Source organism: Thauera sp. WH-2, from assembly GCF_048321015.1.
GTDB lineage: Bacteria > Pseudomonadota > Gammaproteobacteria > Burkholderiales > Rhodocyclaceae > Thauera.
Window position 1 is genome coordinate 20,632 of the sequence record NZ_JBLWFG010000005.1, and the last position, 24,884, is coordinate 45,515.

Below are 24,884 nucleotides of genomic sequence, written 5' to 3' on the forward strand. Positions count from 1 at the left end.
TGCGATGCCCATGAGCCGGCTCTCCCTCCGCTTCGTCACCCTTGGCGTTGCCACGCCGGTCGTTGCGCTCTTCGGGCTCGCCGCGCTCGCCGGGCTCTATCGCGGCGCCGATGCAGCGCTGGCCCTGATCTTCGTGGGCTTCCTCGGCGCATCGATCATGCTCGCACGCAACCTGCGACTGCTGGTGGCGTGGGCGCGTCAGCCCGTCGGCACCCCGGCGCCGCAGGGCGAGGGCCTGTGGGGGCAGGTTTTTGCCGAGCTGGGTGGTCGCATCCAGCGTGAGTGCGAGGTCAAGGAGCGCCTGTCCGCCGAGCTCGGGCGGTTCCAGCAGGCCGCGATGGCGATGCCGGACGGTGTGATCTACTTGGGCGAGGACGACCTCATCGAGTGGATGAACCCGATGGCCGAACAGCACTTCGACCTCGACCGCCGCAATGACCTGCGCGCGCCTTTGCAGAACCTCGTGCGTCAGCCTGAGTTTGTTGCCTATCTCCGGTCCACTCATCCGGCCGAGCCGCTGGTCATGCACCCGGCGCGACGACGCGACCGCAGCCTGCAGATCGAGGTGGTTCCGCTCGCGGCGGGGCGACGCATGGTGCTCTCGCGCGATGTTTCACAGCTCGAGCGTCTGGAGAACATGCGGCGGGACTTCGTCGCCAATGTGTCGCACGAGCTGCGCACGCCGCTCACGGTGGTCGGCGGCTTCCTCGAGACGCTGATCGACGGCCTGGACGACTTCTCGCGCGAGGATGTCGTCCACTTTCTGACCCTTGCAAGCGAGCAATCCACCCGCATGCAGCGCCTGATCGAGGAGCTGCTCACCCTGTCCGCGCTAGAGACCGGCGCGCCAGGGGTCGGCGAGGCACCGGTGGATGTGTCCGAGCTGGTGGACGAAGTCTTCAGGGAAACCGAGCTGCTGTCGGCGGGCCGCCACGAGATTCGCCTCGCGCTCGACGGGGGGGGCGAACTGCTCGGGAGCCGCAAGGAGCTGCACAGTGCGTTCTCCAATCTGGCGAGCAATGCAGTGCGCTACACGCCTGCGGGGGGACATATCGAGATCGGCTGGCGGGCGGGTGAGGGCGGCGGCGAGTACTGGGTACGCGATGATGGTATCGGCATCGACCCGGTGCATATCCCGCGCATCACCGAGCGCTTCTACCGCGTGGACCGGAGCCGCTCGCGGGAGACGGGGGGCACCGGTCTGGGGCTGGCGATCGTCAAGCACATCGTCACCCGCCACCAGGGTGAGCTGAAGATCGAAAGCCAGCCCGGCGCGGGAAGCCGGTTTGCGATCCTGTTCCCGGCTTCGCGTCTCAAGTCTGGCTGAGCGGCTGGTCCACGGCGTCGAAACTGCACTGGTCGAAGTTGGCGCCGCGCAGCAACAGCTTGCACAGCTTCAGGTGGCGCATCTGGTCTCCGTCCCGGATCTCGATGCCGCGGTCGGCCTGGAACCACATCGAAGGCAGCACGAGGGATGCCGGTGTCTTGAGTGCCGGCGAGGCCGGCAGCATGAAGGCCTGATGGAAGGGGTTTCGCCCGCCCGGCGCTAGCTGGCGGGCCGCCACAACGCGAGGAATTCCCGGCAGGATATTGATGCCGATCTCAAGTGTGCTGTCCTCGCGGTACATCAGCCAGCTCAGATCGGCGAGGAGGATCTTCTCACCGTCGTGCGGGTCGATGCCGATGAGCTGGTGGTGCTCGAGCCGGGCTGCATCTCCCCGGCTCTGCAGGCGGAACCCGCCTACCGACTGGTCGAGCAGGTCCCAGCTCTCCAGATCGAAGCCCAGGTTCATCGCCTGTTCCTGGCGGCGTTGTTGCGCCTTGTCCGGGTTGTCCGCCATCGGGACCCGTTCACCGAAGGTGAAGAGCGAGATGTCGTCGCGCAGCTTGCCTTTGGGCGCTTCGATTGCAGGTTGCTGGAACAACTCACCCTTGATCGCGAAGCCGATCGCAAGCCAGTCCCCGGTGAGTCCAATCTCGCCGCTCTTGCTGCGGCGTGGGAAGCGTCGCCCGGAAGAGGCCAGACCCCAAGGGCGGTACAGGGACAGCAGCAAGCGCGCGCAAGCATTGGTCGGACAGTCTTCGCCCAGGCCGAGTGAAGCGGGTTTGACACCGCGTTTGAACTGCGTCAGCACGGCCTGGATCTGGCTGGCCAGCGCGCTGCCGTCGAAGCGCAGCAGTGAGTCGGTGCGCTGCATCAGACCGAGGGGCTTGAGGCCGCAATCGTGTTCGGTGTCGACGCCATAGGCGGTGGGCTTGTGTCCGTCGAAGCTGCGGTCGAGGGTGCAGTAGGGTGCGAAGCGCTGCGCCCAGCGCACCACCCAGTTCAGTTCGCGTTCGCTGCGGCCATAGGGGTTCGCCAACTCCACCAGCAGCGTGGAGATGTAGGCCTCGTGCGGGCTCTGTGCGCGCCAGATCTCGTTAAGTGGCTCTCCGACCCGCACGCGCGCGACACCGTTGTGCACGGCCGCCGCGTACGCGGCATGAACGGCCTGCCAGGCGCCCGCCGATACTCCGCGGTGCGCACGGAAGTGCTCGATCAGCGCCTGACCTTCGTAGAACAGGCAGCGCTGGGCCAGCAGTGCGCGCTGGTCATCAAGCAGGCCTGCCGGGCTGGCGGCTTCGGCAAGACGCGCATATGACTTTGCCATTGCCCTCCACAGCCCGGTAACCCGGCCGAAGTCGTTGTTCTCGTCCTGATTGGGAGGCAGTGGGCGGGTGCAGTAGGTGCGTGCCAGTTCTCCCTGGACGAAGCTCAAGGTTTCACGTGCGGCCTCCAGCACCTCCAGGTGCTGGTTGGGTGCCGGCCGGGCATGCAGGAGCCCGTCGATGATGCGGACCAGGGTTGCGTGGGTGGTGCGGAAATCGATCGGGTGCAGCTTTTGCAGGAGTTCCAGGCAGAAGGCGGGTTGGGCGTAGTCCATGGGCGTCCGCTCCGGTCAGTCCGGTCTGGCACAATTGAGTGCTGCATCGATGGCCCGCGCGAGAATGACCGGATCCGCCGCGGCGTGGACCTGCCCCTCGCGCTGCGCGGACCCCCACACCGATTCGGGAAAGTGCCGGTCGTCCCGGTAGCGGGGGATCACATGCCAGTGCAGGTGCGGCACCATGTTCCCGAAGCTCGCGAGGTTGATCTTGTCGGGATGCAGTGCCGAGCGCAAAGCCGCTTCGGTGGCCATGACGACCTCGAACAGATGCATGCGGTCCGCCGCCGAAAGGTCGGTCATCTCGGCGATGTGTTCTTTCCAGACCACGCGGCAGAACCCCGGGTGGGCTTCGTCCTCCACGCGGAGGACGCAGCAGCGACCGTCATCCCAGACGATCTGTTCCGGCGGCAGGGCGCAAAGCGGGCAATCCATGGATGCTCTCGGGCAGGGTGGGTGCAGAATCCGACATGCAGTTTAAATCCTGCAACGCACTGCGGGGGAGGAACTGTTACGCACTTTCCGGCGCCTTTGCACTTGTGCTGGTCAGGGGGTTCGTGCTGGGGGTGGGCTTTGCGCCACGGTTCCGGTTTCTCCCAGGGCGACGGGGGCGCCCTCCCTGAATGCGACCAGGTTGCCGGGCGGGATCTGAGTCCAGCTTTCGTTGTCGGTGAGCGGGGTGGTCGCGATGACCGCCACACGGTCGTCGGGTGTCGTCACGTGACGGAAGTCGAGTTCCAGATCCTCGTCGGCCAGGCGGGCGACGGTGAACGGCGCCTGGCGGATGATGTAGCACAGGCGCGAAGAACAATGTGCAAACAGCCAGTCACCGTCCGAGAGGAGGAAATTGCACTCGCCGAGGCTGCCGATCTCGCAGGCGAGTTCACGCAGGGCCGCATGCAGCGCGTCGGCTGCAGGCATGCCGTGCGGGAAGCGTGCGGCGAGCACGTCGAGGATGTGGCAGAAGGCGAGCTCGGAATCCGTGCTGCCGACGGGCTGAAAGCGGCCCGAGAGCGGCGGCGCGAACGGCTTCAGGTTGCCGTTATGGGCGAAGATCCAGTATCGGCCCCACAGTTCGCGCTGGAAGGGATGAGTGTTCTCCAGGCGGACATCGCCCTGTGTCGCCTTGCGGATGTGTGCGATGACGTTGAGCGACCGGATCGGATACTGGCGGACCAGTTCGGCGACGGGTGATCGGGCGCTCGGGGCGGGGTCCAGGAACACGCGTACTCCCTTGCCCTCGAAGAAGGCGATCCCCCAGCCGTCGGCATGGTGATCGGTACGCCCTCCGCGTGCGCGGAAGCCGGCAAAGGAAAAGCAGATGTCGGTTGGAACGTTGCAGTTCATGCCCATGAGCTGGCACATCATCGAGCTCCGCAGGAAGGACGCATGCAGTATACCCATGGGCCTGCGCGGTGCAGTGACCGGCTCATCCAGGGGCGAATCAGTCCTCCGGGGGCGAATACGCTCACGGGGGGCTTGTGCTGTCCCGTGCGCGCGCCGCGGCCGATCCGGGGTGGTCGATGAGGCGGTCGGTCAGGCTCGCGCCCACCCACATTGCGCTCAGCGTCAGCCAAGCGGTGAGCGCGAACACGGCTGCACCCGATACGCCGGCACCCACTGCGCAGCCGCCGGCGAGCATGCCGCCGAAGCCCATCAACAGCGCACCGGCAATGTAGCGCTTCATCGCGTGGCCGCCTTCGAAGCCCTCCAGCTTGAGCTCGCGCGCCAGGGCCGCAGCGATGAAGGAACCCAGGAACACGCCGGGAACCATGCCCAGGTCAAAGTTCAGCGGTTCGCCGGGTGGAGACAGCACCAGCATCAGCACGTCGGCCGAGGGACTGGTGAAGGACAGGCTCTGTACCGGTGTGGGCGAGAAGCTGACGGTGGAGAGCTGGAACGTGAATAGCCAGGCGCAGCCCACCATCAGCCCGGCGGCGATCGCGCCCGCAGAAATGCGCGCGCCGATACCGCTGCGGCGGGCGAGCCACAGCCCGGCGACGAGCCAGACAAGACCGAACGCCAGTCCGCCGCCGTTGCCCAGACCGCTGAGGGCGAGCAGGTCGCGGGCGCTGCCGCCTTCGATGGTCCACAGCGTGCCGAGCGCTTCGCGCCATGGCGACAGGATGCCGTCCATCGACGCCTGGGCCGTGACCGCGAAGATCAGTCCTGAGAGCAGCGCGCGCAGATTGCCATTGGCGGCGAGTACCAGCAGCCGGCTTGAGCAGCCACGCGCGAGCACCATGCCGATACCGAACAGCAGCCCGCCGATGATCGGCCCCGACAGGCTGCCGGGGCTGGAGAGCTGGCGCACGTTTGCGGTGTCGAACACACCGGCGAGGATCAGCCCCTGGGTCAGCACCAGCGCTGCGGCAAAGGCCAGCAGCCAGACCGCGAGTCGGGGCCCCGCCTGCATGCGGGCCACCTCGATGACCGCAGCGCGCAGGCAGAAGCGCGCGCGCTGGGCGAAGAAGCCGAACAGCGCCCCGATGGCGAGTCCGCCGAGCGCGAGCGTCGTGTCCTCTCCGAGCTGGTCGAGGATCCGGGCCACGGTTTCCATGTCTCCTCCTGCGCCGGCATGGATCTGCCGGCTTGTTTAGAGGAAGAGAATATAAGAATGTGTCCAGGTTTGGGGCTTTGTGTTCCGGACGGAGGGGGGTGGGGCGGGCTCAGCCCTCGAGCTTCCTGCGCAGCAGTTCGTTGACCTGGGCCGGGCTGGCCTTGCCCTTGCTCGCCTTCATCACCTGGCCCACCAGCGCGTTGAAGGCCTTCTCCTTGCCGGCGCGGAATTCGTCCACCGACTTCTGGTTGGCGGCGAGCACCTCGTCGATCATGGCCTCGATGGCGCCCGTGTCGGTGACCTGCTTGAGCCCCTGCTTGTCGATGACCTCGTCCGCCGTGGCGCCTTCGCCGTTCCACAGCGCTTCGAACACCCTCTTGGCGATGGCGTTGGAGATCGTGTTGTCCGCGATGCGCGCGACCAGCCCAGCGAGCTGCGCGGGCGACACCGGCGATGCAACGATGTCGAGCTCGGCCCTGTTCAGGCGTGCGGCGAGATCACCCATGACCCAGTTGGCGCAAGGCTTTGCGAGTGCGGCGCCCGCGGCAGATACGGCGGCCTGGTAGAAGTCGGCGACTTCCTTGGATGCCGTAAGCGTGGTGGCGTCGTAGGCCGACAGGCCCCATTCATCCATGAAGCGCGCCTTCATCGCCCCGGGCAACTCGGGCATCTCGCCCTGCACGCGCGCCTTCCATTCTGATGTGATCACCAGCGGCAGCAGGTCCGGGTCGGGGAAGTAGCGATAGTCGTGGGCGTCTTCCTTGCTGCGCATCATGCGCGTCTCGCCGGTGTCGGGGTCGAACAGCACCGTGGCCTGCTGGATGCGCCCGCCGTCCTCGAGGGTGTCGATCTGCCACTGCACCTCGTAGTCGATCGCCTGCTGCAGGAAGCGGAAGGAGTTGAGGTTCTTGATCTCGCGCCGGGTGCCGAACTCTGCGGCGCCCTTCTTGCGCACCGAGACGTTGGCGTCGCAGCGGAACGAGCCTTCCTGCATGTTGCCGTCGCAGATGTCGATCCAGCGCACCAGCGCGTGCAGTGTGCGGGCGTAGGCCACGGCCTCGGCGGACGAGCGCATGTCGGGCTCGGAGACGATCTCGAGCAGCGGCGTGCCGGCGCGGTTGAGGTCGATGCCGGTCATGCCGTGGAAGTCCTCGTGCAGGCTCTTGCCCGCGTCTTCCTCGAGGTGGGCGCGGGTTAGGCGCACGGTCTTCTCGTAGGCCTGCTCACCCTCGCCGACACGGATCGTGATCGCGCCGCCGACCACCACCGGCAGGTCCATCTGGCTGATCTGGTAGCCCTTGGGGAGGTCGGGGTAGAAATAGTTCTTGCGCGCGAACACGCTCTTCTCTGCGACGTGCGCGCCGATCGCCAGGCCGAAGCGGATGGCGCGCTCGACTGCGCCGCGGTTGAGCACCGGCAGCACGCCGGGCAGGGCGATGTCCACTGCGCTTGCCTGACGGTTGGGTTCGGCGCCGAAGGCGGTGCTGGCGCCGGAGAAGATCTTGCTGGTGGTGTTGAGCTGGGCGTGAACTTCCAGCCCGATGACGACTTCCCAATCGGATCGGCTCATCTTCTTTCTCGTGTTGCGTTCGGCGTCAGGCCGCGCAGCCTGGGCGGCGTGCGTGCCAGTCGGTGGCTTGCTGGAAGCGGTGGGCGGCCTCGAGCAGGCGGGCCTCGGCGAAGTAGTTGCCGATCAGTTGCAGGCCCACCGGCAGCCCCCCTGCACCGAAGCCGGCGGGGTGCGACAGGCCGGGCAGGCCGGCGAGGTTTACCGCAATGGTGTAGATGTCAGACAGATACATCTGCACCGGATCGTCTGCCATCGCGCCGAGCGCCCAGGCTGTGCGAGGCGTGGTCGGGCCGGCGATGAGGTCGCAGTGCTGCAGCGCGGCCTGGAAATCCTGTGCGATCAGGCGGCGCAGGCGCTGGGCTTGCAGGTAATAGGCGTCATAGTAGCCATGCGAGAGCACGTAGGTGCCGACCAGGATGCGGCGCTTGACCTCTGCGCCGAAGCCCTCCGCACGGCTTTTTGCATACATGTCGGCGAGATCGCCGTAGTCGGCGGCGCGGTGGCCGTAGCGCACGCCGTCGAAGCGGGACAGGTTGCTCGAGCACTCCGCCGGCGCGATCACGTAGTAGGCCGGGATCGCCAGCTTGGCGTTGGGCAGCGACACCTCGACCGTGGTGGCGCCGAGCGCGCGGTACTGTTCGATTGCGGCGTCGATCGCGGCGCGCACGTCGTCGGCCATGCCTTCGGCAAAGAACTCGCGTGGCAGGCCGATGCGCAGGCCTTCGAGCGGCTTCGCCGCAGCCGGTGCGGCAAGCGCGGCGGCGTAGTCCTCGGTTGGGCGCTCGAGGCTCGTGGAATCGCGCTCGTCGAAGCCGGTCATCGCGGATAGCAGCAGCGCGCAATCCTCTGCGCTGGCACCGAAGGCGCCGCCCTGGTCCAGCGAGGACGCGTAGGCGATCATGCCGTAACGGCTCACCAGGCCGTAGGTCGGCTTGATGCCGGTGATGCCGCAGAAGGCCGCCGGCTGGCGCACCGAGCCGCCGGTGTCGGTGCCGGTGGCGATCGGCGCCATGCGCGCCGCGACCGCGGCGGCCGAGCCGCCGGACGAGCCGCCGGGCACGTGAGCCGTGTTCCACGGGTTCTTCACCGCGCCGTAGTACGAGCTTTCGTTGGACGAGCCCATCGCGAACTCGTCCATGTTGGCCTTGCCCAGGCTCACCGCGCCGGCGGCCTTGAGCAGGCTCACGACATGGGCGTCGTAGGGGCTGACGAAGTTCGACAGCATCTTCGAGCCGCAGGTGGTCAGCAGGCCTTCGGTGCAGAACACGTCCTTGTGTGCGAGCGGGATGCCGGTAAGCGCGCCGGCCGTACCGGTGGCGATGCGCTCGTCGGCGGCGCGGGCCGCGGCGAGCGCCCCCTCGCGATCAACGGTGATGAAGGCGTTGAGCTCGGGATTGAGTGTGTCGATGCGGTTGAGGAACAGGCTCGCGAGTTCGACGGCGGAGATCTGCCGCGCATCGAGCGCACGGCGCAGTTCCGGGAGGGAAGCGTTGATCATGGGCTGGGCGGGAGTGTGGGCATTGCGAGCGGCGCAATGCGGATCATTCGATGACTTTCGGTACGAGATAGAGGCCCGCCTCGGTCTGCGGCGCGATCTTCTGGAAGGCGTCGCGGCGGTCGGCCTCGGTGACAAGGTCGGGGCGCAGGCGGGTGGCGAGTTCCTGCGGGTGGCTCATCGGCTCGACGCCGGTGGTGTCCACCGCCTGCATCTGTTCGATGAGGCCGAAGATGCCGTTGAGCTTGTCGCGCGTGGCCTCGATTTCGGCCTCGGAAAGGGCGATGCGAGCGAGGCGGGCGATGTGCCCGACCTGGTCATTGGAGAGCGACATGGCGTAACAAAACCTGCTTAATCCACAAAGGTTTGTAGGTTATCATAAGTGCCTTTGCCCCGCCCGGGGCTGCGCCGCGTTGCGGCGACGGGCGGGGTTTTCGCATTGCGGCGCGCCTGTCTGCCGCCTTGCGCGGTCAGACCTCCTCCACCGGTTTCGGAAGGTTTCATGTTCGGTTTCCTGCGCTCCTATTTCTCCAACGATCTCGCGATCGACCTCGGCACGGCCAACACCCTGATCTACGTGCGCGGCAAGGGCATCGTGCTGGACGAGCCCTCGGTGGTTGCGATCCGGACCGAAGGCGGTCCCAACGCCAAGCGCTCCATCCAGGCAGTCGGCCACTCTGCAAAGCAGATGCTCGGCAAGACCCCCGGCAACATCACCGCGATCCGCCCGATGAAGGACGGCGTGATCGCTGACTTCGTCGTCACCGAGCAGATGATCAAGCAGTTCATCAAGAAGGTGCACGACTCGCGCCTGCTGTCGCCCAGCCCGCGCATCATCATCTGCGTGCCCTGCGGTTCCACCCAGGTCGAGCGCCGTGCGATCCGTGACGCGGCCCTTGCGGCGGGCGCATCGCAGGTGTTCCTGATCGAGGAGCCGATGGCGGCGGCGATCGGCGCAGGCCTGCCGGTGTCGGACGCGACCGGCTCGATGGTGGTCGACATCGGCGGCGGCACCACCGAAGTCGGTGTGATCTCGCTCGGCGGCATGGTGTATGCGGGCAGCGTGCGGGTCGGCGGCGACAAATTCGACGAGTCCATCGTCAACTACATTCGCCGCAACTACGGCATGCTGATCGGCGAGACCACCGCCGAGAACATCAAGAAGGAGATCGGCTCGGCCTTCCCCGGCTCCGAGGTGCGTGAGATGGAGGTCAAGGGCCGCAACCTGGCGGAGGGTATTCCGCGCAGCTTCACGATCTCGTCCAACGAAATCCTCGAGGCGCTGACCGAGCCGCTCAACCAGATCGTGTCTGCGGTCAAGATTGGCCTCGAGCAGACCCCGCCCGAGCTTGGCGCGGACATCGCCGAGCGCGGCATGATGCTGACCGGCGGTGGCGCGCTGGTGCGTGACCTTGACCGCCTGCTGATGGAAGAGACCGGCCTGCCGGTGGTCGTGGCGGAGGAGCCGCTGACCTGCGTCGCACGCGGCTGCGGCATGGCGCTCGACAAGATGGACAAGCTCGCGTCCATCTTCACCTCCGACTGATGCATAGCCCCGGCCCGCATGCCGGGGCGTGCGCTTCCTGACGGCCTGTGCTTTTTCGCGGATGTCTCTCGTCGGCCATCAGCCTCCTCCGATCTTCAAGCGTGGCCCGGCAGCGCCGGCGCGCCTGTTCGGCTTCGTCGCCATCTGCCTGGTGCTGCTGGTGGCAGACCTGCGCTTCCGCTACCTGGAAGTGCTGCGCAACGGGCTGTCGGTGGTGACCTACCCGCTGCAAATGGCCGCGTCCGCGCCTGCAGACGTGGCGCGCAACGCTTCGCGCTACTTCGGCACCCTGATCGACGTTCAGCGCGAGAATGCCGAGCTGCGCCGCATCCAGCTCGATGCCGGGGAGCGTCTGTTGCGCTTCGATCTGCTCGAGCGCGAGAACGCCGAACTGCGCGGCCTGCTCGAGATGTCGCAGCGCGTGCAGACACGCAGCATCGCGGCCGACATCCTCTACAACGCCCCGGATCCCTTCGCGCGCAAGGTCATCCTCGATCGCGGCGCACAACAGGGCGTCGAGGCGGGGCTGATCGTCGTCGATGCCCGGGGCGTGATCGGGCAGGTCACGCGGGTGCACCCGGTGCAGTCCGAGGTGACCCTGCTCACCGACCGCAACCAGTCGGTTCCGGTGAGCGTTGTGCGCAGCGGTGTGCGCGGGGTGCTCTACGGCATCGGGCGAAGCATGCTGGAGATGCGCCACGTGCTGGCAGACGTGGATGTCCAGCCCGGCGACCTGCTGGTGACCTCGGGGCTGGATGGGGTTTTTGTGCCCGGCTTGCCGGTGGCGAGGATCACCCGTGTGGACCGCGACGCGGGTGCCTTCGCGCGCATCGACAGCGAGCCGCTGGCTGCAATCGAGCGCAGCGTCCAGGTGCTGGTCGTGGGGCGCGCGTCGTATCCGCCACCGCCGCCCGACGCAGCGGGAGGGCGCTGAACCATGCAGCCGACCCACCGTTCGCGGCGCATCCTGTTGCCGGTCAAGCTCTGGTTCGTCTACCTGAGCCTCTTCCTCGCGCTCGGCCTCGAGTACATCCCCACTGGACGCACCCCGGGCCTGCCCGACTGGGTGGCGATGGTGCTGTCGATCTGGTGCGTGCGCGAGCCCCTGCGCATCGGCATGGGGGCGGGCTTCGTGTTCGGCCTGCTGCTCGATGTGGGTCTTGGCGCGGCAATGGGGCAGCACGCGCTCGCTTATGTCGTGCTGGCCTACCTGTGCACCAGCATCGCACGCAGGGTGCTGTGGTTTCCGGGCTGGCAGCAGGCGCTGCAGGTGCTGCCGGTCCTGCTGATCGCGCAGGGGCTGATGATGGGGGTGCGCCTGCTTGCGGGGGGCGAGTTCCCGGGTTGGTCCTATTTCCTTTCGAGCTTCACCAGTGCAGTGCTGTGGTGGCCGGTCTCGCTGCTGCTGCTGCTCCCGCAGTACCAGCCGGTGGAGCGCGATGACAATCGTCCGATCTGAGGTCGGCGTGCGATGACCGAGTTCCGTGCGCCTGCAGCCGAACTGGCCGGTTTCCGGCTTCGCGTCGTGGTTGCGGCATTGTTCGTGCTGATCTGCCTGGGTCTTCTTGCCGCACGCTTCCATTTCCTGCAGGTGCGCCAGCACGATTACTTTCTCACCCGCGCGGAGGACAATCGCATCGCCTTGCTGCCGGTGGTCCCGTACCGCGGCACCATTGTCGATCGCAAGGGGGTGGTGCTTGCGCGCAACTATGCGACTTATACGATCGAAATCACGCCGTCGCAAGTGAAGGATCTGGAGGCCACCCTGGACGAGATCGCCAAGCTCGTTCCCGTTGAGGCCCGCGACCGGCGCCGCTTCCGGAAGCTGGTCGAGGAGAGCCGCAATTTCGAGAGCGTGCCGTTGCGAAACCGCCTGAGTGATGAGGAAGTCGCGCGCGTGGCCTCACAGCGCTACCGCTTGCCGGGGGTGGATGTGAAGGCGCGCCTGCTGCGCGACTATCCGCACGGCGCCGCAGCCGCCCATGTGATCGGGTACATCGGACGCATCAACCAGCGCGACGTGGAGCGCATCGACGAGACGGGCGAGACGGCGAACTACCGTGGCAGCCTGTATATCGGCAAGGCTGGGCTGGAGTTGTCCTATGAAAGCGAACTGCATGGCACGACCGGGGTGGAGCAGGTCGAGGTCAATGCAGGTGGCCGGGCGGTGCGCGCCCTGTCGAATACGCCGGCAAAGCCCGGCAACGATCTGGAGCTGACGCTGGACATCGGCTTGCAAAAGCTTGCCGAACAGGCCTTCGGCGGCCGCCGTGGCGCGCTGGTGGCCATCGAACCGGCCACCGGAGGGGTACTGGCACTGGTGTCCACGCCGTCCTACGATCCCAACCTGTTCGTCGATGGCATTTCGACGCAGGACTGGAAGGCGCTTAACGAGTCCCCCGACCATCCGATGCTGCATCGTGCGATCTATTCCGCTTACCCCCCCGGGTCCACCTTCAAGCCCTTCATGGCGCTGGCTGGACTGGAGCTGGGCAAGATCACGGCTGACAAGGAGATCGCCGATCCCGGCCATTTCGTTTTTGGCGGTCATCGTTTCATGGACGACAAGGTCGGGGGGCACGGCATGGTCGACCTGCACAAGTCCATCGTCGTGTCGTGCAATACCTATTACTACCAACTCGCAGCCGATCTCGGCATCGGTGGCATTTCAAGCTTCATGGCGCCCTTCGGCTTCGGTGAGCGAACGGGCATCGACCTTCCGGGCGAAGCCAGTGGTGTGCTGCCCTCGCCGGAGTGGAAGATGCGCCGTTTCAGCAAGCCAGAGCAGCAGCGCTGGTATGCGGGCGAGACGATCTCCGTTGGCATCGGCCAGGGTTACAACGCCTATACCCCGCTGCAGCTCGCCAATGCGCTCGCGGCGCTGGTCAACGAGGGCAGGCTGTACCGTCCGCACGTGGTCAAGTACGTAGTCGATTCGCAGACGGGTGAGCGGCGTGTGATCGAGCCTGAGCCGCTGCGCCAGATTCCGCTGCAGCAGGCGCACCTGAAAGCCGTGCTCGATGCCATGGTGGACGTAAACCAGAGCGGTACCGGCAAGCGCGTATTCAAGGATGCCCCCTACAGTGTGGGCGGCAAGACCGGCACGGCGCAGGTGTACTCGCTGCGTGGTCAGCGCTATGACAAGGACAATGTGCGCGAGCGCCTGCGCGACCATTCCTGGTTCGTCGCCTACGCGCCGGCAGAGAACCCTCAGATCGCGCTTGCCGTGCTGGTGGAGAATGGCGGCTTCGGTGCGCAATCGGCTGCGCCCATCGCACGCCAGGTGCTGGACTATTACCTGCTCCACCGTGAGGCCGATGCACCGGCAGCAGAGGACGCAGAGGGCGTGGAGAGCACGGATGGCGTCGAGAGCGAGGCTGCGGGCGCTCCGCATGCAGCGCCTCCGGCTCCTGCGCAGATCCGGCCGGTGCAGGCCGCGGCGAGGGGTGTACGCTGATGGAGAAACGCTTCAACCCGCTGGTGTTGGTGCGCAGCTTCTTCCGCCCGATCGATCCGTGGTTGATACTGCTGCTCACGGTCCTGCTCGGTGCCGCGCATCTGTTGATGAAGAGTGCGTCCCCCGAGCGGCTCGACGCCCAATTCATGCACTTTGGTGTCGCGCTCGCGGGCATGTGGGTGCTCGCCTTGCTCAAGCCGCAGCGCTTGCTCGCGCTCGCCGTGCCGCTCTACCTGCTGGGCGTGCTGCTGTTGCTCGGTGTGGAGCTTTTTGGCGAGGTGTCCAAGGGGGCGCAGCGCTGGCTCGATCTTGGCGTGGCCCGCATCCAGCCCTCCGAGCTGATGAAGATCGCAATGCCCCTGATGCTCGCCTGGTTCTTCCAGAAGCGGGAGGGGCAGACACGCTTTTCTGACTTCGTTGTTGCGGGCGTGATGCTTGCGGTGCCGGTGGGTTTGATCGTGATTCAGCCGGATCTGGGCACGAGTCTGCTCGTGGCTGCGTCGGGGCTGTACGTGATCTACTTCGCCGGACTGTCGTGGAAGTTGATCGTGCCACTGGTGGTCGCCGTCGTGATCGGCCTCGGCTCCATCGTCGCGTTTGGCGACACCTTGTGCGAGCCGGAGGTCGATTGGCAGGTGCTGCGCGAGTATCAGAAGCAGCGCGTATGCACGCTGCTCGACCCCACCCGCGACCCGCTCGGCAAGGGCTTCCACATCATCCAGTCCACGATCGCGATCGGCTCTGGCGGGCTCACCGGCAAGGGCTGGATGGACGGCACGCAGACCCATCTCGCCTTCCTGCCCGAGCGCCACACAGACTTCATCTTCGCGGTGCTGGCCGAGGAGTTCGGTCTGGTGGGCGCACTGGCGCTGCTTGTCGCCTACGTCATCCTGTTGCTGCGCGGCTTTCACATCGCCGCGAATGCACCCACGCACGCCTCGCGTCTGCTTGCGGGTGCGATCACGATGATCTTCTTCACCTACGCCTTCGTTAACATGGGCATGGTGAGCGGCATCCTGCCGGTGGTGGGCGTGCCGCTGCCCTTCATCAGCTACGGGGGAACTGCGCTCGTCACGCTTTGTCTGGGGATCGGCATCCTCATGAGCATCCAGCGCAGCCGCTTTGCCGACAAGAACTGAAGGTCCGACGTGATTCACAACCTCCCGCCTCCCGCGCCAGGCATTGGCGCCCGTACCATAGCTGCTCCGCGAAGGTCCGCGTGCTCGCGCTTCCTCGCCCGGCTGCCGCTGCTTGCGGCGCTGGTCGCGGGGTTCGTTTTGACAGGCTGCGGCTCCCAGCCTGCGCGCGAGGCGCCGCGCGCCGAAGCGCCCTCGACCTCTCCTGCGCCCAGGGTCAGCACCCCGCGCGGTGGTGGCTACTACAAGGACGATGGTCCGGATGACATGATTCCCGCCGGGCTGGATGACATTCCGGATGCCGAGCCGCGGGTCGAGCCGCTACACCGTTTTGCCAACCGGCCCTATCACGTCATGGGGCAGAGCTTCGTGCCCGTCACCGAGCTGCGAGCCTTCCGCCAGCGCGGCCATGCAAGCTGGTACGGGCGGCGCTTCCACGGCAAGCCGACTTCCAGCGGCGAGCCCTACGACATGTACGGCATGACCGCGGCGCACCCCACGCTGCCGATTCCGAGCTACGTACGTGTGACGCACCTGGGCAACGGGCGCTCGGTGGTCGTGCGGGTGAACGACCGCGGCCCCTTCCTGCGCGGGCGCGTCATCGATCTGTCCTATGCGGCCGCGCACAAACTCGGCTACATCAACACCGGCAGCGCCGAGGTCGAGGTGGAGCAGATCCTGCCGGGCGAAGCACCCATGATCGCCACCCGCCCGGTGCCGCCCCTGCCGGCGCGTGCCGGTGAAGGCGCGGTTGCCGCCGCCGCGGGCGAGGAACTTCCGGCCGCGCGCGCGTTGGCGCCGCTGGCCCGTGCGGCGGCGCAACCGGCCCCGGGCATCGCGAGCGCAGCGGTGGGCGAATGTGCGGACGCGGCGGTGTGCGGCGCAGCGGCGGGGCTGGCGCCTCCGATTGCATCGGCCAGCGCGGGCATCTTCCTGCAGTTGGGGGCGTTTTCCTCGTACGCGAATGCCGAGGGTTTTCGTGACACTGTGCAGAGCCAGGCCTCCACGCTGGCCGAGCGCTTCGAGTTGCTCGCCGACGGCGAGCGTTTCCGCCTCCATGCGGGGCCCTACGACTCGGTCGATGCGGCGCGCAACGCAGCCGAGCGCATGGGCACCATGCTCAAGCTCAAGCCCTTCGTCGTGGTGCGCTGAAGGCCGCGGATGGCTGCAAGGGTTGAAACAAAGGCTTTCGTTTTTTGGTCTGCTTCGGGGCGGCGCCTATAATCGGGCGCTCCCCTTCTTCAAATTCCCCGGGTTGTTCTCATGCGTTTCCTGATCGCCGTATTCGTGTCGCTTTTCTCGTTCGCTGCGCTTGCGCAGTCGGTGCCGCCGCCAGCGCTGGCTGCGAATGCCTGGGTGCTGGTCGATCACGCCACCGGTCAGGTGCTGGCCGGCAAGGACGCCGACGCCCGCATCGAGCCGGCCTCGCTGACGAAGCTGATGACCGCCTACGTCACCTTCTCGGCGCTCAAGGCGGGCACGCTGAGCCCCGATCAGCAGGTGCCCGTATCGGAGCGGGCCTGGCGCATGGAAGGCTCGCGCATGTTCATCGAGCCCAACAAACCGGTCACGGTCGAACAACTGATCCATGGCGTCATCGTGCAGTCGGGCAACGATGCCTGCGTCGCGCTCGCCGAAACCATCGCCGGCAGCGAGGAGGCCTTCGTCGCGCTGATGAACCGCGAGGCGCAGCGCCTTGGCATGACCAATACGAACTTCTCCAATTCCACTGGCTTGCCCGATCCGCAGCTCTACACCACCGGCAATGATCTCGCGCGTCTGGCGACCGCGATCATCCGAGATTTTCCCGAGTACTACAGCCTGTATTCGCTCAAGGAGTACACCTACAACGAGATCAAGCAGCCGAACCGGAACCGTCTGCTGTACATGGATCCGACGGTGGACGGCATGAAGACCGGCCACACGAGCAGCGCGGGCTACTGCCTGGTGTCGACCGCCCAGCGCGGCCCGCGCCGGCTGATCTCGGTGGTGCTCGGTGCCGCCTCCGATACCGTGCGTGCGCAGGAGTCGCTCAAGCTGCTGAACTACGGCTTTCAGTTCTACGACACGGTGAAGCTGTACTCGGCCGATGAGGCCCTGTCGCAGTTCCGCGTGTGGAAGGGCAAGCTCAACGAATTGCCGGTGGGCTTCACCAGCGACTTCACGCTGTCTCTGCCCAAGGAGTCCGCGGACAAGATTCAGGCCACCCTCGAGAGCCGCCAGCCGCTGGTCGCACCGATCGAGAAGGGCCAGGAGGTCGGCACGCTGACCCTGAGTGCCGAGGGGCAGGCGATCGGCCGCTACCCGGTCGTGGCGCTGCAGGATGTGCCGGTGGCCGGTTTCTTCGGCCGCCTGTGGGACGCGATCGTGATGTTCTTCAAGAGCCTGTAAGCGCGGGGAATCGACATGGCCGATACACCGGGCGCGCAGACGCGCCAGACGCTGATCGAATACCCCTGCGACTTCCCGATCAAGGTGATGGGCGCGCGGGTGGATGGCTTCGCCCAAGCGGTGATCGAGGTGGTGCTGCGTCACGCGCCCGACTTCGAGCCCGCTGGCGCCGAGATGCGTCCTTCCAGCAAGGGCAACTACCTCGCGGTGACCTGCACCTTCCGCGCCTTGTCTCAGGGGCAGGTCGATGCGCTGTACCGCGAGCTCACCGCCCATCCGATGGTCAAGGTGGTGCTGTGATCGTCAAACGCCTCGGCCTGGTGGAGTACGCGCCGGCGCTCGAGGCGATGCGGGTGTTCACCGCTGGGCGTCAGGACGACACAGCCGACGAGATCTGGCTGCTGCAGCACCCGCCGGTCTACACCCTCGGGCAGGCCGGCAAACCGGAACATCTGCTGCAGAATCCGGCCGGCATCCCGCTGGAGCGCATCGACCGCGGTGGCCAGATTACCTATCACGGGCCCGGCCAACTCGTGGCCTACCTGTTGATCGATCTGCCACGGCGCCGGCTCAAGGTGCGTGAACTGGTCAAGCTGATGGAGCAGGCGATCATCGACACCCTGGCCGATTTCGGCCTTGCCGCCGAGCGCAAGGATGGCGCACCCGGCGTCTACATCGACGGCGACAAGGTCGCCGCACTTGGTCTGCGGGTCAGGAACGGCTGCAGCTACCACGGTCTGGCGATCAACGTGGACGCTGATCTGACCCCCTTCGGCTGGATCAATCCCTGCGGCTACGAAGGCCTCAGGACGATTCGCATGAAGGACTTCGGCATCGACGCCAGCGTGGATCAGGTCGGTGACTGCCTGCTCGGCCACCTTGAGCGCCTGCTGCCGCCCCTTTCCGCGGCAGATGCCTCGAATCCGGCCGGGCTGGCTGCCGCAACGCCCGCCCGCGCGCCATAATCGCGACAGCGCCCTTCCCCACCCGGAACCCACAGAGAACAGCGACCATGGAAACCCCAGCGCGCAAACAGCGCGGCGCCGACAAGACCGCCCGCATCCCCATCAAGATCGTACCCGCCGAGCGCCTCAAGAAACCCGACTGGATCCGTATCAAGCTCGGCGCGGGCATGGAGGCCGAGCGCTTCAACGAGATCAAGTCCACGCTGCGCGAGCACAAGCTGCACACCGTGTGCGAGGAGGCCTCCTGCCCGAACATCCACGAATGCTTTGGCAAGGGCACGGCGACCTTCATGATCATGGGTGACATCTGCACCCGGCGCTGTCCGTTCTGCGACGTCGGCCACGGCCGCCCCGAACCGCTCAACCCGGATGAGCCGACCGATCTCGCCAAGACGATCGCGGCGATGCGGCTGAACTACGTGGTGATCACCTCGGTGGATCGTGACGACCTGCGCGACGGCGGCGCCCAGCACTTCGTCGAGTGCATCCGCGAGACCCGCGCGGCGTCGCCGAAGACCTGCATCGAGGTGCTGGTGCCGGATTTCCGCGGCCGCATGGAGATCGCGCTCGACATCTTCGACGCCGCCCCGCCCGACGTGATGAACCACAACCTCGAGACCGTGCCGCGTCTGTACAAGCAGGCGCGCCCGGGCTCGGACTACGCCTATTCGCTCGAGTTGCTCAAGCAGTTCAAGGCCCGCCATCCCGAGGTTGCAACCAAGTCCGGCCTCATGGTGGGTCTGGGTGAGACGGACGAGGAGATCCTCGAGGTCATGCGCGACCTGCGCGCGCACGACGTCGAGATGCTCACCATCGGCCAGTACCTGCAGCCTTCGGGCGGTCACCTGCCGGTGCTGCGCTACGTACATCCGGACACCTTCAAGATGTTCGAGACCGAGGCGCTGAAGATGGGCTTCAAGAACGCCGCCTGCGGCCCGATGGTGCGCTCCAGCTACTGGGCCGACCAGCAGGCGCACGGCGCCGGGGTGGTGTGATCATGGCCGAGAGCCGTATCGGGGTCCTTCCCGCTTTGATCCTTGCCGCCGGCATCGGTTTTGCGGGGATGCAGGTGGCGGAGGGGGTCGAGCGCTTCCGGATGGCCGATCGTATCCTCACCGTGAAGGGGCTTGCCGAACGCGACGTGAAGAGCGACTTCGCCGTGTGGGCCCTTCCGTTCCGTCGCGCGGAGAACGACTTCGGTCGTGTGCAGCAGGCGCTCACCGCCGATCGCGAGCGGGTGATCGCCTTTCTGCGCGAGCAGGGTTTCAACGATGAAGAGATCGAGGTGCGCCCCGTGCAGGTGCAGGATCTGCTGGCGCGCGAGTATGGCTCGGATCGTGTGGCCTTACGCTTCACCGGACAGGGCCAGGTGGTGGTGAAATCCGCCCGCGTCGATCTCGTGGCTGCGGCGTCGAATCGTGTCGATCCACTCGTCGAGGCGGGCGTCCAACTCGGTGGCGACAGCGGTGACGGTACGCCGCGCTATCAGCTGCGCGGCTTCAACGACATCAAGCCGATCCTGCTCGAAGAGGCGACCCTGAGTGCGCGCGAGCTGGCCAGCAAGTTCGCTGCCGATGCGGGCGCACGTCTGGGTTCCTTGCGTAGCGCCAATCAGGGCGCGATCCGCATCACCGACGATGATGATTCCGACATGGATACGTCGCGCACGATCGGCAAACGCCTGCGCGTGGTCAGCACCTTCCAGTTCAACCTCGAGTAAGCTGCCCTGCAGAACGTGCGCTCAGGGGCAGCCCTTGCAGCCCTCGGTCTGCGCATTCAGGAAGATCGCCTGATCGATGTTCGCCCCGCTCAGGTCGGCGTTGGTGAGCTGAGCCCGGGTGAAGTTGGCGCCTTGCAGGTTGGCGCCGGCGAAGGAGGCGCCCGACAGCTTGGCGGCGCGCAGATTTGCGCGCTGAAGGTCGGCCGCGTCGAAGCGCGCTCCCTCGGCGCGCGCATTGGTCAGGTTGGCGCCGCCGAGTTGAGCGGCGCCGAAATTCGCGCCGTGCAGGTCCGCATTCTGCAGGATCGCGTTGCGCAGATTCGCCCCCTGCAGGCTGGCTTCGCCCAGTCGGGCACCGCGCAGGTTGGTGCGCAGCATCGAGGCTTCGTCGAAGTGTGCGCCGCTCAGTTCCGCCTGGGAGAAGTTCGCTTCGTCCAGCGTTGCACCGCGCAGGTTGGCGCCGGACAAGTCCGAACGGGTGAACTGGGAATTGGCCAGGTTCACGCCCGCCAGCTCTGCTCCGTTCAGGTTCATGTTGGTGCACAGCGTGCCGCGGCGGATGTCGCAGCCGCCTATGCTGCCCGCGCGCTGCGCATCGGCGAACAGCGGCAGGCCGAGCAAGGTTGCGGCGGACAGTGTGGCGAGCAGGTTCGGACGGGGCATGGGCATGAGGGATTCCGCTCGTGTTCAGTCGAGGTCCGACAGGTTTGGATCAGGCAGGTTCGGCGAGCAACTTTTCGATCAGCGCGTGGAGTGCATCGAACTTGGGTTCGCCGAGGATCTTCTGCACGATCTCGCCACGCCTGTTGACGATGAAGCTGGTCGGGGTCAGGCGCACACCGTCGAAGCCGCGCGCGATGCTGCCGTCGCGGTCGAGCACGAAGGTGAAGGGAAGATCGTTGCGCTCGACGAAAGTGGCGACCTGAGCGGGCGGGTCGTAGTCCATCGCGACCGCCACGGTCTGGTAGCCGCGCGCCTCGAACTTCTCCTGTGTCGCCTTCAGTGCCGGCATCTCCTTGATGCAACTGGTGCAGGTGGTGGCCCAGAAATTCACCAGCACCACTTTGCCGCGCAGGTCCGCGGTACGGAACGTCTGCCCCTTGAGCGTGGGGAATGCGACATCGGGCGCTGCGGGCTTCTGCTGGAACACGAAGAAACCCGCGGCAACAAGGGCGATGACCGCGAGGGCGGCAATGATCTTCAGCTTCATGATGAAATCCGGTCGAGTCGGTTGCGGGGCACAAGCGCCCGTCAGGCGCAGCCGATTGTGCGTGAGCCTCCCCGGCTTGTCACCTTTGGTGGGCCGCGCCGTTCCGCATAGGAAGGCGTCCTGCAAGCTCCGACAGGGGGGATCGCGAAAGGTGCCGGACGACCGGGGGCGCCTGGCCTGCGCACCCGGCTGCTGGCGGCACCGGGCGAAGACGCTCCTTCGCGCGCGGGCCTGTGCTTGGGCGATGCGCTAGAATTGAAGCCCGCCACCCGCCCGGGTGGCTTCGTTTTTTCAGTGCCGTCACGATGTCCGCCCTCCTCAACGCGCCCCAGCGCGAAGCGATCCGCTATCTCGACGGCCCCTGCCTGGTGCTGGCCGGCGCCGGCAGCGGCAAGACGCGGGTGATCACGCACAAGATCGCGTACCTGATCAACGAGTGCGGCATCAGCCCGGCCAACATCGCCGCCATCACCTTCACCAACAAGGCGGCCAAGGAGATGCAGGAGCGCGTCGCTCACATCATGGGCGGGCGCGCGCCGGGCGGGCTCACGGTGTGCACCTTCCACGCGCTCGGCGTGCGCATCATCCGCCAGGAGGCCAAGCACTGCGGCTTGAAGCCGCAGTTCTCCATCCTCGATTCCTCCGATACCGTGCAGATCGTCTCGGACGTCGCCGGCGACAGCGACAAGGGCATCGCCAAGCAGATGCAGTGGCAGATCTCGTCATGGAAGAACGCGATGATCACCCCCGAGGAGGCCGCGCAGCTCGCCGACAACGAGATCGCCTCGGTCGCTGCCAAGCTCTACAAGGAATACGAGCGCACCCTGCGCGCCTACCAGGCGGTGGATTTCGATGACCTGATCTCGCTGCCGGTGCGCCTGTTCGACGAGCACCCCGAAGTGCGCGAGCGCTGGCAGAACAAGCTGCGCTACCTGCTGGTGGACGAATACCAGGACACCAACCGCGCCCAGTACCGCCTGCTCAAGCTGCTCTCCGGCGTGCGCGGCGCCTTCACCGCGGTGGGCGACGACGACCAGGCGATCTATGCCTGGCGTGGCGCCGACGTCGAGAACCTGAAGCTGCTGCAGCAGGACTACCCCAAGCTCAAGGTCATCAAGCTCGAGCAGAACTACCGCTCCTCGCGCCGCATCCTCGAGGCCGCCAACACCGTCATCGCCAACAACGAGAAGCTGTTCGACAAACGCCTGTGGTCCGAGCATGGCCAGGGCGAGCAGATCGTGGTCACCAACTGCCGCGACGCCGAGCACGAGGCCGAGTGGGTGGCGACCAAGATCGCCGCGCACAAGTTCGAGCATCGCACCCGCTTCAAGGACTACGCCATCCTCTACCGCGGCAACCACCAGGCCCGCCTCATCGAACAGCAACTGCGCAACCACCGCATCCCCTACGTGATGTCGGGCGGGCAGAGCTTCTTCGACAAGGCCGAGATCCGCGACCTGATCGCCTGGCTGCGCCTGCTGGTGAACGAGGACGACGACCTCGCCTTCATCCGCGCCATCACCACGCCGCGCCGCGGCATCGGCGCCGCCACCATCGAGGCGCTCGGCGCCTACGCCGGGCTCCGCCACACCAGCCTGTTCACCGCGGTGTTCGAGGAGGGGCTCACCCAGCACCTCAACGCCAAGCAGCTGCAGGGTGTGCAGGAGTTCGCCGCCTACATCAACCGCCTGCAGTACCGCGCCCCGCGCGAGCCCGCTGCGCAGCTGCTGGAAGACCTGCTCGGCGCGATCCGCTACGAGGCCTGGCTGTTCGAGCATTGCGACACGCGCGAGGCCGAATCCAAGTGGAGCAACGTGCGCGACTTCGTCGGCTGGCTCGGCCGCAAGGGCGAGGAGGACGGCAAGAACCTGCTCGAGCTCACCCAAACCATCGCGCTGATGTCCATGCTCGACAAGGAAGACCCCGACTTCGACGGCGTGCAGATGGCGACCCTGCACGCCTCCAAGGGGCTGGAGTTTCCGCACGTGTTCCTGGTCGGCGTCGAGGAGGGCCTGCTGCCGCACCAGAGCAGTGTCGACGAGGACAAGGTCGACGAGGAGCGCCGGCTGATGTACGTCGGCATCACCCGCGCCCAGCGCAGCCTCAACCTCACCTGGTGCGAGCGGCGCAAGTCGGGCAAGGAGTTCCGCCCCTGCGAGCCGAGCCGCTTCATCGCCGAGATGGGCGGCGACATCCGCATGAACGACCGCAAGACCGCGCAGCCGGTGACGAAGGAAGAAGGCAAGGTGCGGCTGGCGAACCTGATGGCGATGTTCGAGAACCGCGACAAGGGCTGATCCGCGTGGCTTCGCGCACGCGGAGCACGTGACGGCAGCGTGTGCGGCGAGCGCGCACGAAAAAGGCAGCCCGCAGGCTGCCTCGTCCGTCGCCGCGCATTCGCAGCGGGGTTACTGCTCGACCGGCGGCTCGGTGTAGCCGGCACCGGCCAGATTGGCCAGATAGGCCACGGCACGTGCCACCTCGGTATCGGTCAGATCGCTACCGCCGCCACGCGGGGGCATCGCACCCTTGCCCGCGATGGCCGACGCCGTCAGTGCGTCATAGCCAAGTGCCAGGCGGGGCGCCCACTCGCCCGCATCACCCGTCTTCGGTGCACCCACGGCGCCCGAGTCGTGACAGCCTGCGCAGATGGACTTGACGATCTGCTCACCGGTACGCGAGCCGGGCGCGACCGTGACGACCTTGAGCTCCACGCGCGCGACCGGCTGGATCAGCGATGCGGTCAGCTCCGGATCGATCTTGCCTTGATCCCCACAGCCAGCCACCAAGGCTGCGGTGATGATCGCGACGGCGGGCAGAGCGAAGCGGGTGGTGCGCAGTGTGCGTTGGTTCGACATGCTTGGATCCTTTGACGAGGAGTGACGCAAGACTGAATCTAATGTGCGAATTATAGCCACGTAAGAACCATTGTGGCATCGTGTCATGGACTTTGTCCTCGAACACCGCTATCCTTCCCCGCCTTGTTCGGAGTTTCGCCGGACAGCTTGGCGCCCGTAGCTCAGCTGGATAGAGTACTGCCCTCCGAAGGCAGGGGTCGGACGTTCGAATCGTCTCGGGCGCGCCAAAAATTCAGTGGGTCAGGTCTTCACGGGCCTGGCCCATTTCCTTTTGTGCCCAAGGCGAGCGTAGAAGATTGCGGCGTTGTTGAGGTTCGTCATGTGACGTCGCGAATCAAGCTGGCTTTCCAAGTACGTAGAAGACATAGCCATAATTTCCCTCCGCAAGGTCGAATGCTCTAATTCCATCGAGCGTTTGCTGGGCGAATACGCGTACGGCGGCTTCGGAATGATGCAGGAGTGAATGAGCAAGGGGTTCGAGGCGATCGTAGTACCCTTCAATCCATGCTTCGTGTGAGAGCAGGTGCGAAGCGATGACCTCGTATCCCGCAGCTTCTGCAAAGCTGATGTTCTCTTCAACGGTGCACATCTCAGGGTAGCCGGAGCCGAAATATTGGCGTACGGCGGGCGGCACGTCTTCAGGTGGGCGTAGCCAAGACAGTTCGCTCACGACGGCATGGCCGCCGGGGCGAATGGTTTTGAACCAGGTTTCGAGCGCTCGCCGGAAGCCGATGTGGTACGCCGAGCATTCGGACCATAGCAAGTCGATTGCTGGAAAGTGCGTCGGGAGATCCGCCATATCCATCGCATGCGTATGGACGAGGTGCTCCATGCCGAGCTCTTTTGCATATCGCTCGAGTTTGCTCAGGTGCTGTTCGGAAATATCGACGGCATGAACGGCCGATTCCAGCTGGTGCGCAAGTACAAGCGTCTGGCGGCCTGTTCCGCAACCGGCATCGACGATTACGTCAAAGCTGCTGCATGGGACCAATGCCAGTGCTTGCAGGGTATCGAGGTTGCTTCCTGGGCCGAGTTTTTCCATATGCATCGGG

At 66.1% G+C, this 24,884-nt stretch carries 24 protein-coding genes and 1 tRNA gene; 14 read left to right on the forward strand and 11 right to left on the reverse strand.

The window, feature by feature from the left end:
• Positions 1–10: 10 nt before the first annotated feature.
• The gene (phoR, locus tag ACNKW1_RS09735; protein ID WP_418364393.1) at positions 11–1,327 is read left to right on the forward strand and encodes a phosphate regulon sensor histidine kinase PhoR; all 1,317 of its coding nucleotides are present in this window, start codon (positions 11–13) and stop codon (positions 1,325–1,327) included.
• Here the strand turns inward: phoR and ACNKW1_RS09740 are convergent.
• The 7 genes from ACNKW1_RS09740 to gatC all read right to left on the reverse strand — a co-directional run bounded on the left by ACNKW1_RS09740 (position 1,314) and on the right by gatC (position 8,883).
• Positions 1,314–2,924 (reverse strand): hypothetical protein, encoded by a 1,611-nt coding sequence (locus tag ACNKW1_RS09740; protein ID WP_418364394.1) that lies wholly within the window; start codon positions 2,922–2,924, stop codon positions 1,314–1,316. The two genes, phoR and ACNKW1_RS09740, sit on opposite strands and share 14 nt — an antisense overlap.
• A gap of 15 nt (positions 2,925–2,939) precedes the next feature.
• Positions 2,940–3,359: an HIT family protein gene (locus ACNKW1_RS09745; RefSeq protein ID WP_418364395.1), complete on the reverse strand. Its 420-nt coding sequence runs from the start codon at positions 3,357–3,359 to the stop codon at positions 2,940–2,942.
• A gap of 111 nt (positions 3,360–3,470) precedes the next feature.
• The gene (locus ACNKW1_RS09750; protein WP_418364616.1) at positions 3,471–4,289 is read right to left on the reverse strand and encodes a class II glutamine amidotransferase; all 819 of its coding nucleotides are present in this window, start codon (positions 4,287–4,289) and stop codon (positions 3,471–3,473) included.
• A 103-nt stretch (positions 4,290–4,392) separates the two neighbouring features.
• Positions 4,393–5,484 carry a YeeE/YedE family protein gene (locus ACNKW1_RS09755; RefSeq protein ID WP_418364396.1) on the reverse strand — a complete coding sequence of 364 codons (1,092 nt, stop codon included), beginning with the start codon at positions 5,482–5,484 and terminating at the stop codon, positions 4,393–4,395.
• A gap of 109 nt (positions 5,485–5,593) precedes the next feature.
• Complete coding sequence (gene gatB / locus ACNKW1_RS09760; protein WP_418364397.1) at positions 5,594–7,054, reverse strand: Asp-tRNA(Asn)/Glu-tRNA(Gln) amidotransferase subunit GatB; 1,461 nt, start codon at positions 7,052–7,054, stop codon at positions 5,594–5,596.
• Between the two features lie 25 nt (positions 7,055–7,079).
• The gene (gene gatA, locus ACNKW1_RS09765; RefSeq protein WP_418364398.1) at positions 7,080–8,552 is read right to left on the reverse strand and encodes an Asp-tRNA(Asn)/Glu-tRNA(Gln) amidotransferase subunit GatA; all 1,473 of its coding nucleotides are present in this window, start codon (positions 8,550–8,552) and stop codon (positions 7,080–7,082) included.
• A 43-nt stretch (positions 8,553–8,595) separates the two neighbouring features.
• On the reverse strand, positions 8,596–8,883 hold the full coding sequence (gene gatC / locus ACNKW1_RS09770) for an Asp-tRNA(Asn)/Glu-tRNA(Gln) amidotransferase subunit GatC (RefSeq protein ID WP_418364399.1): 288 nt from the start codon (positions 8,881–8,883) through the stop codon (positions 8,596–8,598).
• Positions 8,884–9,051: 168 nt separating this feature from the next.
• Here gatC and ACNKW1_RS09775 point away from each other — a divergent pair, with 168 nt between their 5' ends.
• The 11 genes from ACNKW1_RS09775 to ACNKW1_RS09825 all read left to right on the forward strand — a co-directional run bounded on the left by ACNKW1_RS09775 (position 9,052) and on the right by ACNKW1_RS09825 (position 19,764).
• On the forward strand, positions 9,052–10,095 hold the full coding sequence (locus ACNKW1_RS09775) for a rod shape-determining protein (protein ID WP_418364400.1): 1,044 nt from the start codon (positions 9,052–9,054) through the stop codon (positions 10,093–10,095).
• 61 nt (positions 10,096–10,156) lie between these two features.
• Positions 10,157–11,029 carry a rod shape-determining protein MreC gene (gene mreC, locus ACNKW1_RS09780; RefSeq protein WP_418364401.1) on the forward strand — a complete coding sequence of 291 codons (873 nt, stop codon included), beginning with the start codon at positions 10,157–10,159 and terminating at the stop codon, positions 11,027–11,029.
• A gap of 3 nt (positions 11,030–11,032) precedes the next feature.
• Positions 11,033–11,554 carry a rod shape-determining protein MreD gene (mreD, locus tag ACNKW1_RS09785; RefSeq protein ID WP_418364402.1) on the forward strand — a complete coding sequence of 174 codons (522 nt, stop codon included), beginning with the start codon at positions 11,033–11,035 and terminating at the stop codon, positions 11,552–11,554.
• A gap of 12 nt (positions 11,555–11,566) precedes the next feature.
• Positions 11,567–13,552, forward strand: a complete 1,986-nt coding sequence (gene mrdA, locus ACNKW1_RS09790; protein WP_418364403.1) for a penicillin-binding protein 2 — start codon at positions 11,567–11,569, stop codon at positions 13,550–13,552.
• Positions 13,549–14,691 carry a rod shape-determining protein RodA gene (gene rodA / locus ACNKW1_RS09795; RefSeq protein WP_418364617.1) on the forward strand — a complete coding sequence of 381 codons (1,143 nt, stop codon included), beginning with the start codon at positions 13,549–13,551 and terminating at the stop codon, positions 14,689–14,691. The genes mrdA and rodA overlap by 4 nt, the downstream gene beginning before the upstream one ends.
• Before the next feature lie 12 nt (positions 14,692–14,703).
• On the forward strand, positions 14,704–15,840 hold the full coding sequence (locus tag ACNKW1_RS09800) for a septal ring lytic transglycosylase RlpA family protein (RefSeq protein ID WP_418364618.1): 1,137 nt from the start codon (positions 14,704–14,706) through the stop codon (positions 15,838–15,840).
• A 111-nt stretch (positions 15,841–15,951) separates the two neighbouring features.
• Positions 15,952–17,079 (forward strand): D-alanyl-D-alanine carboxypeptidase family protein, encoded by a 1,128-nt coding sequence (locus ACNKW1_RS09805; RefSeq protein WP_418364404.1) that lies wholly within the window; start codon positions 15,952–15,954, stop codon positions 17,077–17,079.
• A 15-nt stretch (positions 17,080–17,094) separates the two neighbouring features.
• Positions 17,095–17,379 carry a YbeD family protein gene (locus ACNKW1_RS09810; RefSeq protein ID WP_418364405.1) on the forward strand — a complete coding sequence of 95 codons (285 nt, stop codon included), beginning with the start codon at positions 17,095–17,097 and terminating at the stop codon, positions 17,377–17,379.
• Complete coding sequence (gene lipB / locus ACNKW1_RS09815; RefSeq protein ID WP_418364406.1) at positions 17,376–18,044, forward strand: lipoyl(octanoyl) transferase LipB; 669 nt, start codon at positions 17,376–17,378, stop codon at positions 18,042–18,044. Before ACNKW1_RS09810 ends, lipB begins: the two co-directional genes overlap by 4 nt.
• Before the next feature lie 47 nt (positions 18,045–18,091).
• A complete protein-coding gene (gene lipA, locus ACNKW1_RS09820; protein WP_418364407.1) occupies positions 18,092–19,039 on the forward strand; it encodes a lipoyl synthase in 948 nt (315 codons plus the stop codon).
• A 2-nt stretch (positions 19,040–19,041) separates the two neighbouring features.
• Positions 19,042–19,764, forward strand: coding sequence for an SIMPL domain-containing protein (locus tag ACNKW1_RS09825; RefSeq protein ID WP_418364408.1), 723 nt, complete (start codon positions 19,042–19,044; stop codon positions 19,762–19,764).
• Positions 19,765–19,785: 21 nt separating this feature from the next.
• On the opposite strand, the gene ACNKW1_RS09830 is transcribed toward ACNKW1_RS09825, so the two are convergent.
• Positions 19,786–20,433: a pentapeptide repeat-containing protein gene (locus tag ACNKW1_RS09830; protein ID WP_418364409.1), complete on the reverse strand. Its 648-nt coding sequence runs from the start codon at positions 20,431–20,433 to the stop codon at positions 19,786–19,788.
• A 43-nt stretch (positions 20,434–20,476) separates the two neighbouring features.
• Positions 20,477–20,974: a TlpA disulfide reductase family protein gene (locus ACNKW1_RS09835; RefSeq protein WP_418364410.1), complete on the reverse strand. Its 498-nt coding sequence runs from the start codon at positions 20,972–20,974 to the stop codon at positions 20,477–20,479.
• 305 nt (positions 20,975–21,279) lie between these two features.
• On the opposite strand from ACNKW1_RS09835, the gene ACNKW1_RS09840 reads away from it, so the two are divergent.
• Positions 21,280–23,271: a UvrD-helicase domain-containing protein gene (locus ACNKW1_RS09840; RefSeq protein WP_418364411.1), complete on the forward strand. Its 1,992-nt coding sequence runs from the start codon at positions 21,280–21,282 to the stop codon at positions 23,269–23,271.
• Positions 23,272–23,382: 111 nt separating this feature from the next.
• Here the strand turns inward: ACNKW1_RS09840 and ACNKW1_RS09845 are convergent, their stop codons facing one another.
• Positions 23,383–23,832 carry a c-type cytochrome gene (locus ACNKW1_RS09845; RefSeq protein WP_418364412.1) on the reverse strand — a complete coding sequence of 150 codons (450 nt, stop codon included), beginning with the start codon at positions 23,830–23,832 and terminating at the stop codon, positions 23,383–23,385.
• Between the two features lie 150 nt (positions 23,833–23,982).
• Here ACNKW1_RS09845 and ACNKW1_RS09850 point away from each other — a divergent pair.
• A tRNA-Arg gene (locus ACNKW1_RS09850) sits at positions 23,983–24,059 on the forward strand.
• A gap of 107 nt (positions 24,060–24,166) precedes the next feature.
• Here the strand turns inward: ACNKW1_RS09850 and ACNKW1_RS09855 are convergent.
• Entirely contained in the window at positions 24,167–24,880 is a 714-nt protein-coding gene (locus ACNKW1_RS09855; protein WP_418364413.1) for a class I SAM-dependent methyltransferase, read from the reverse strand.
• Between the last annotated feature and the right edge of the window lie 4 nt (positions 24,881–24,884).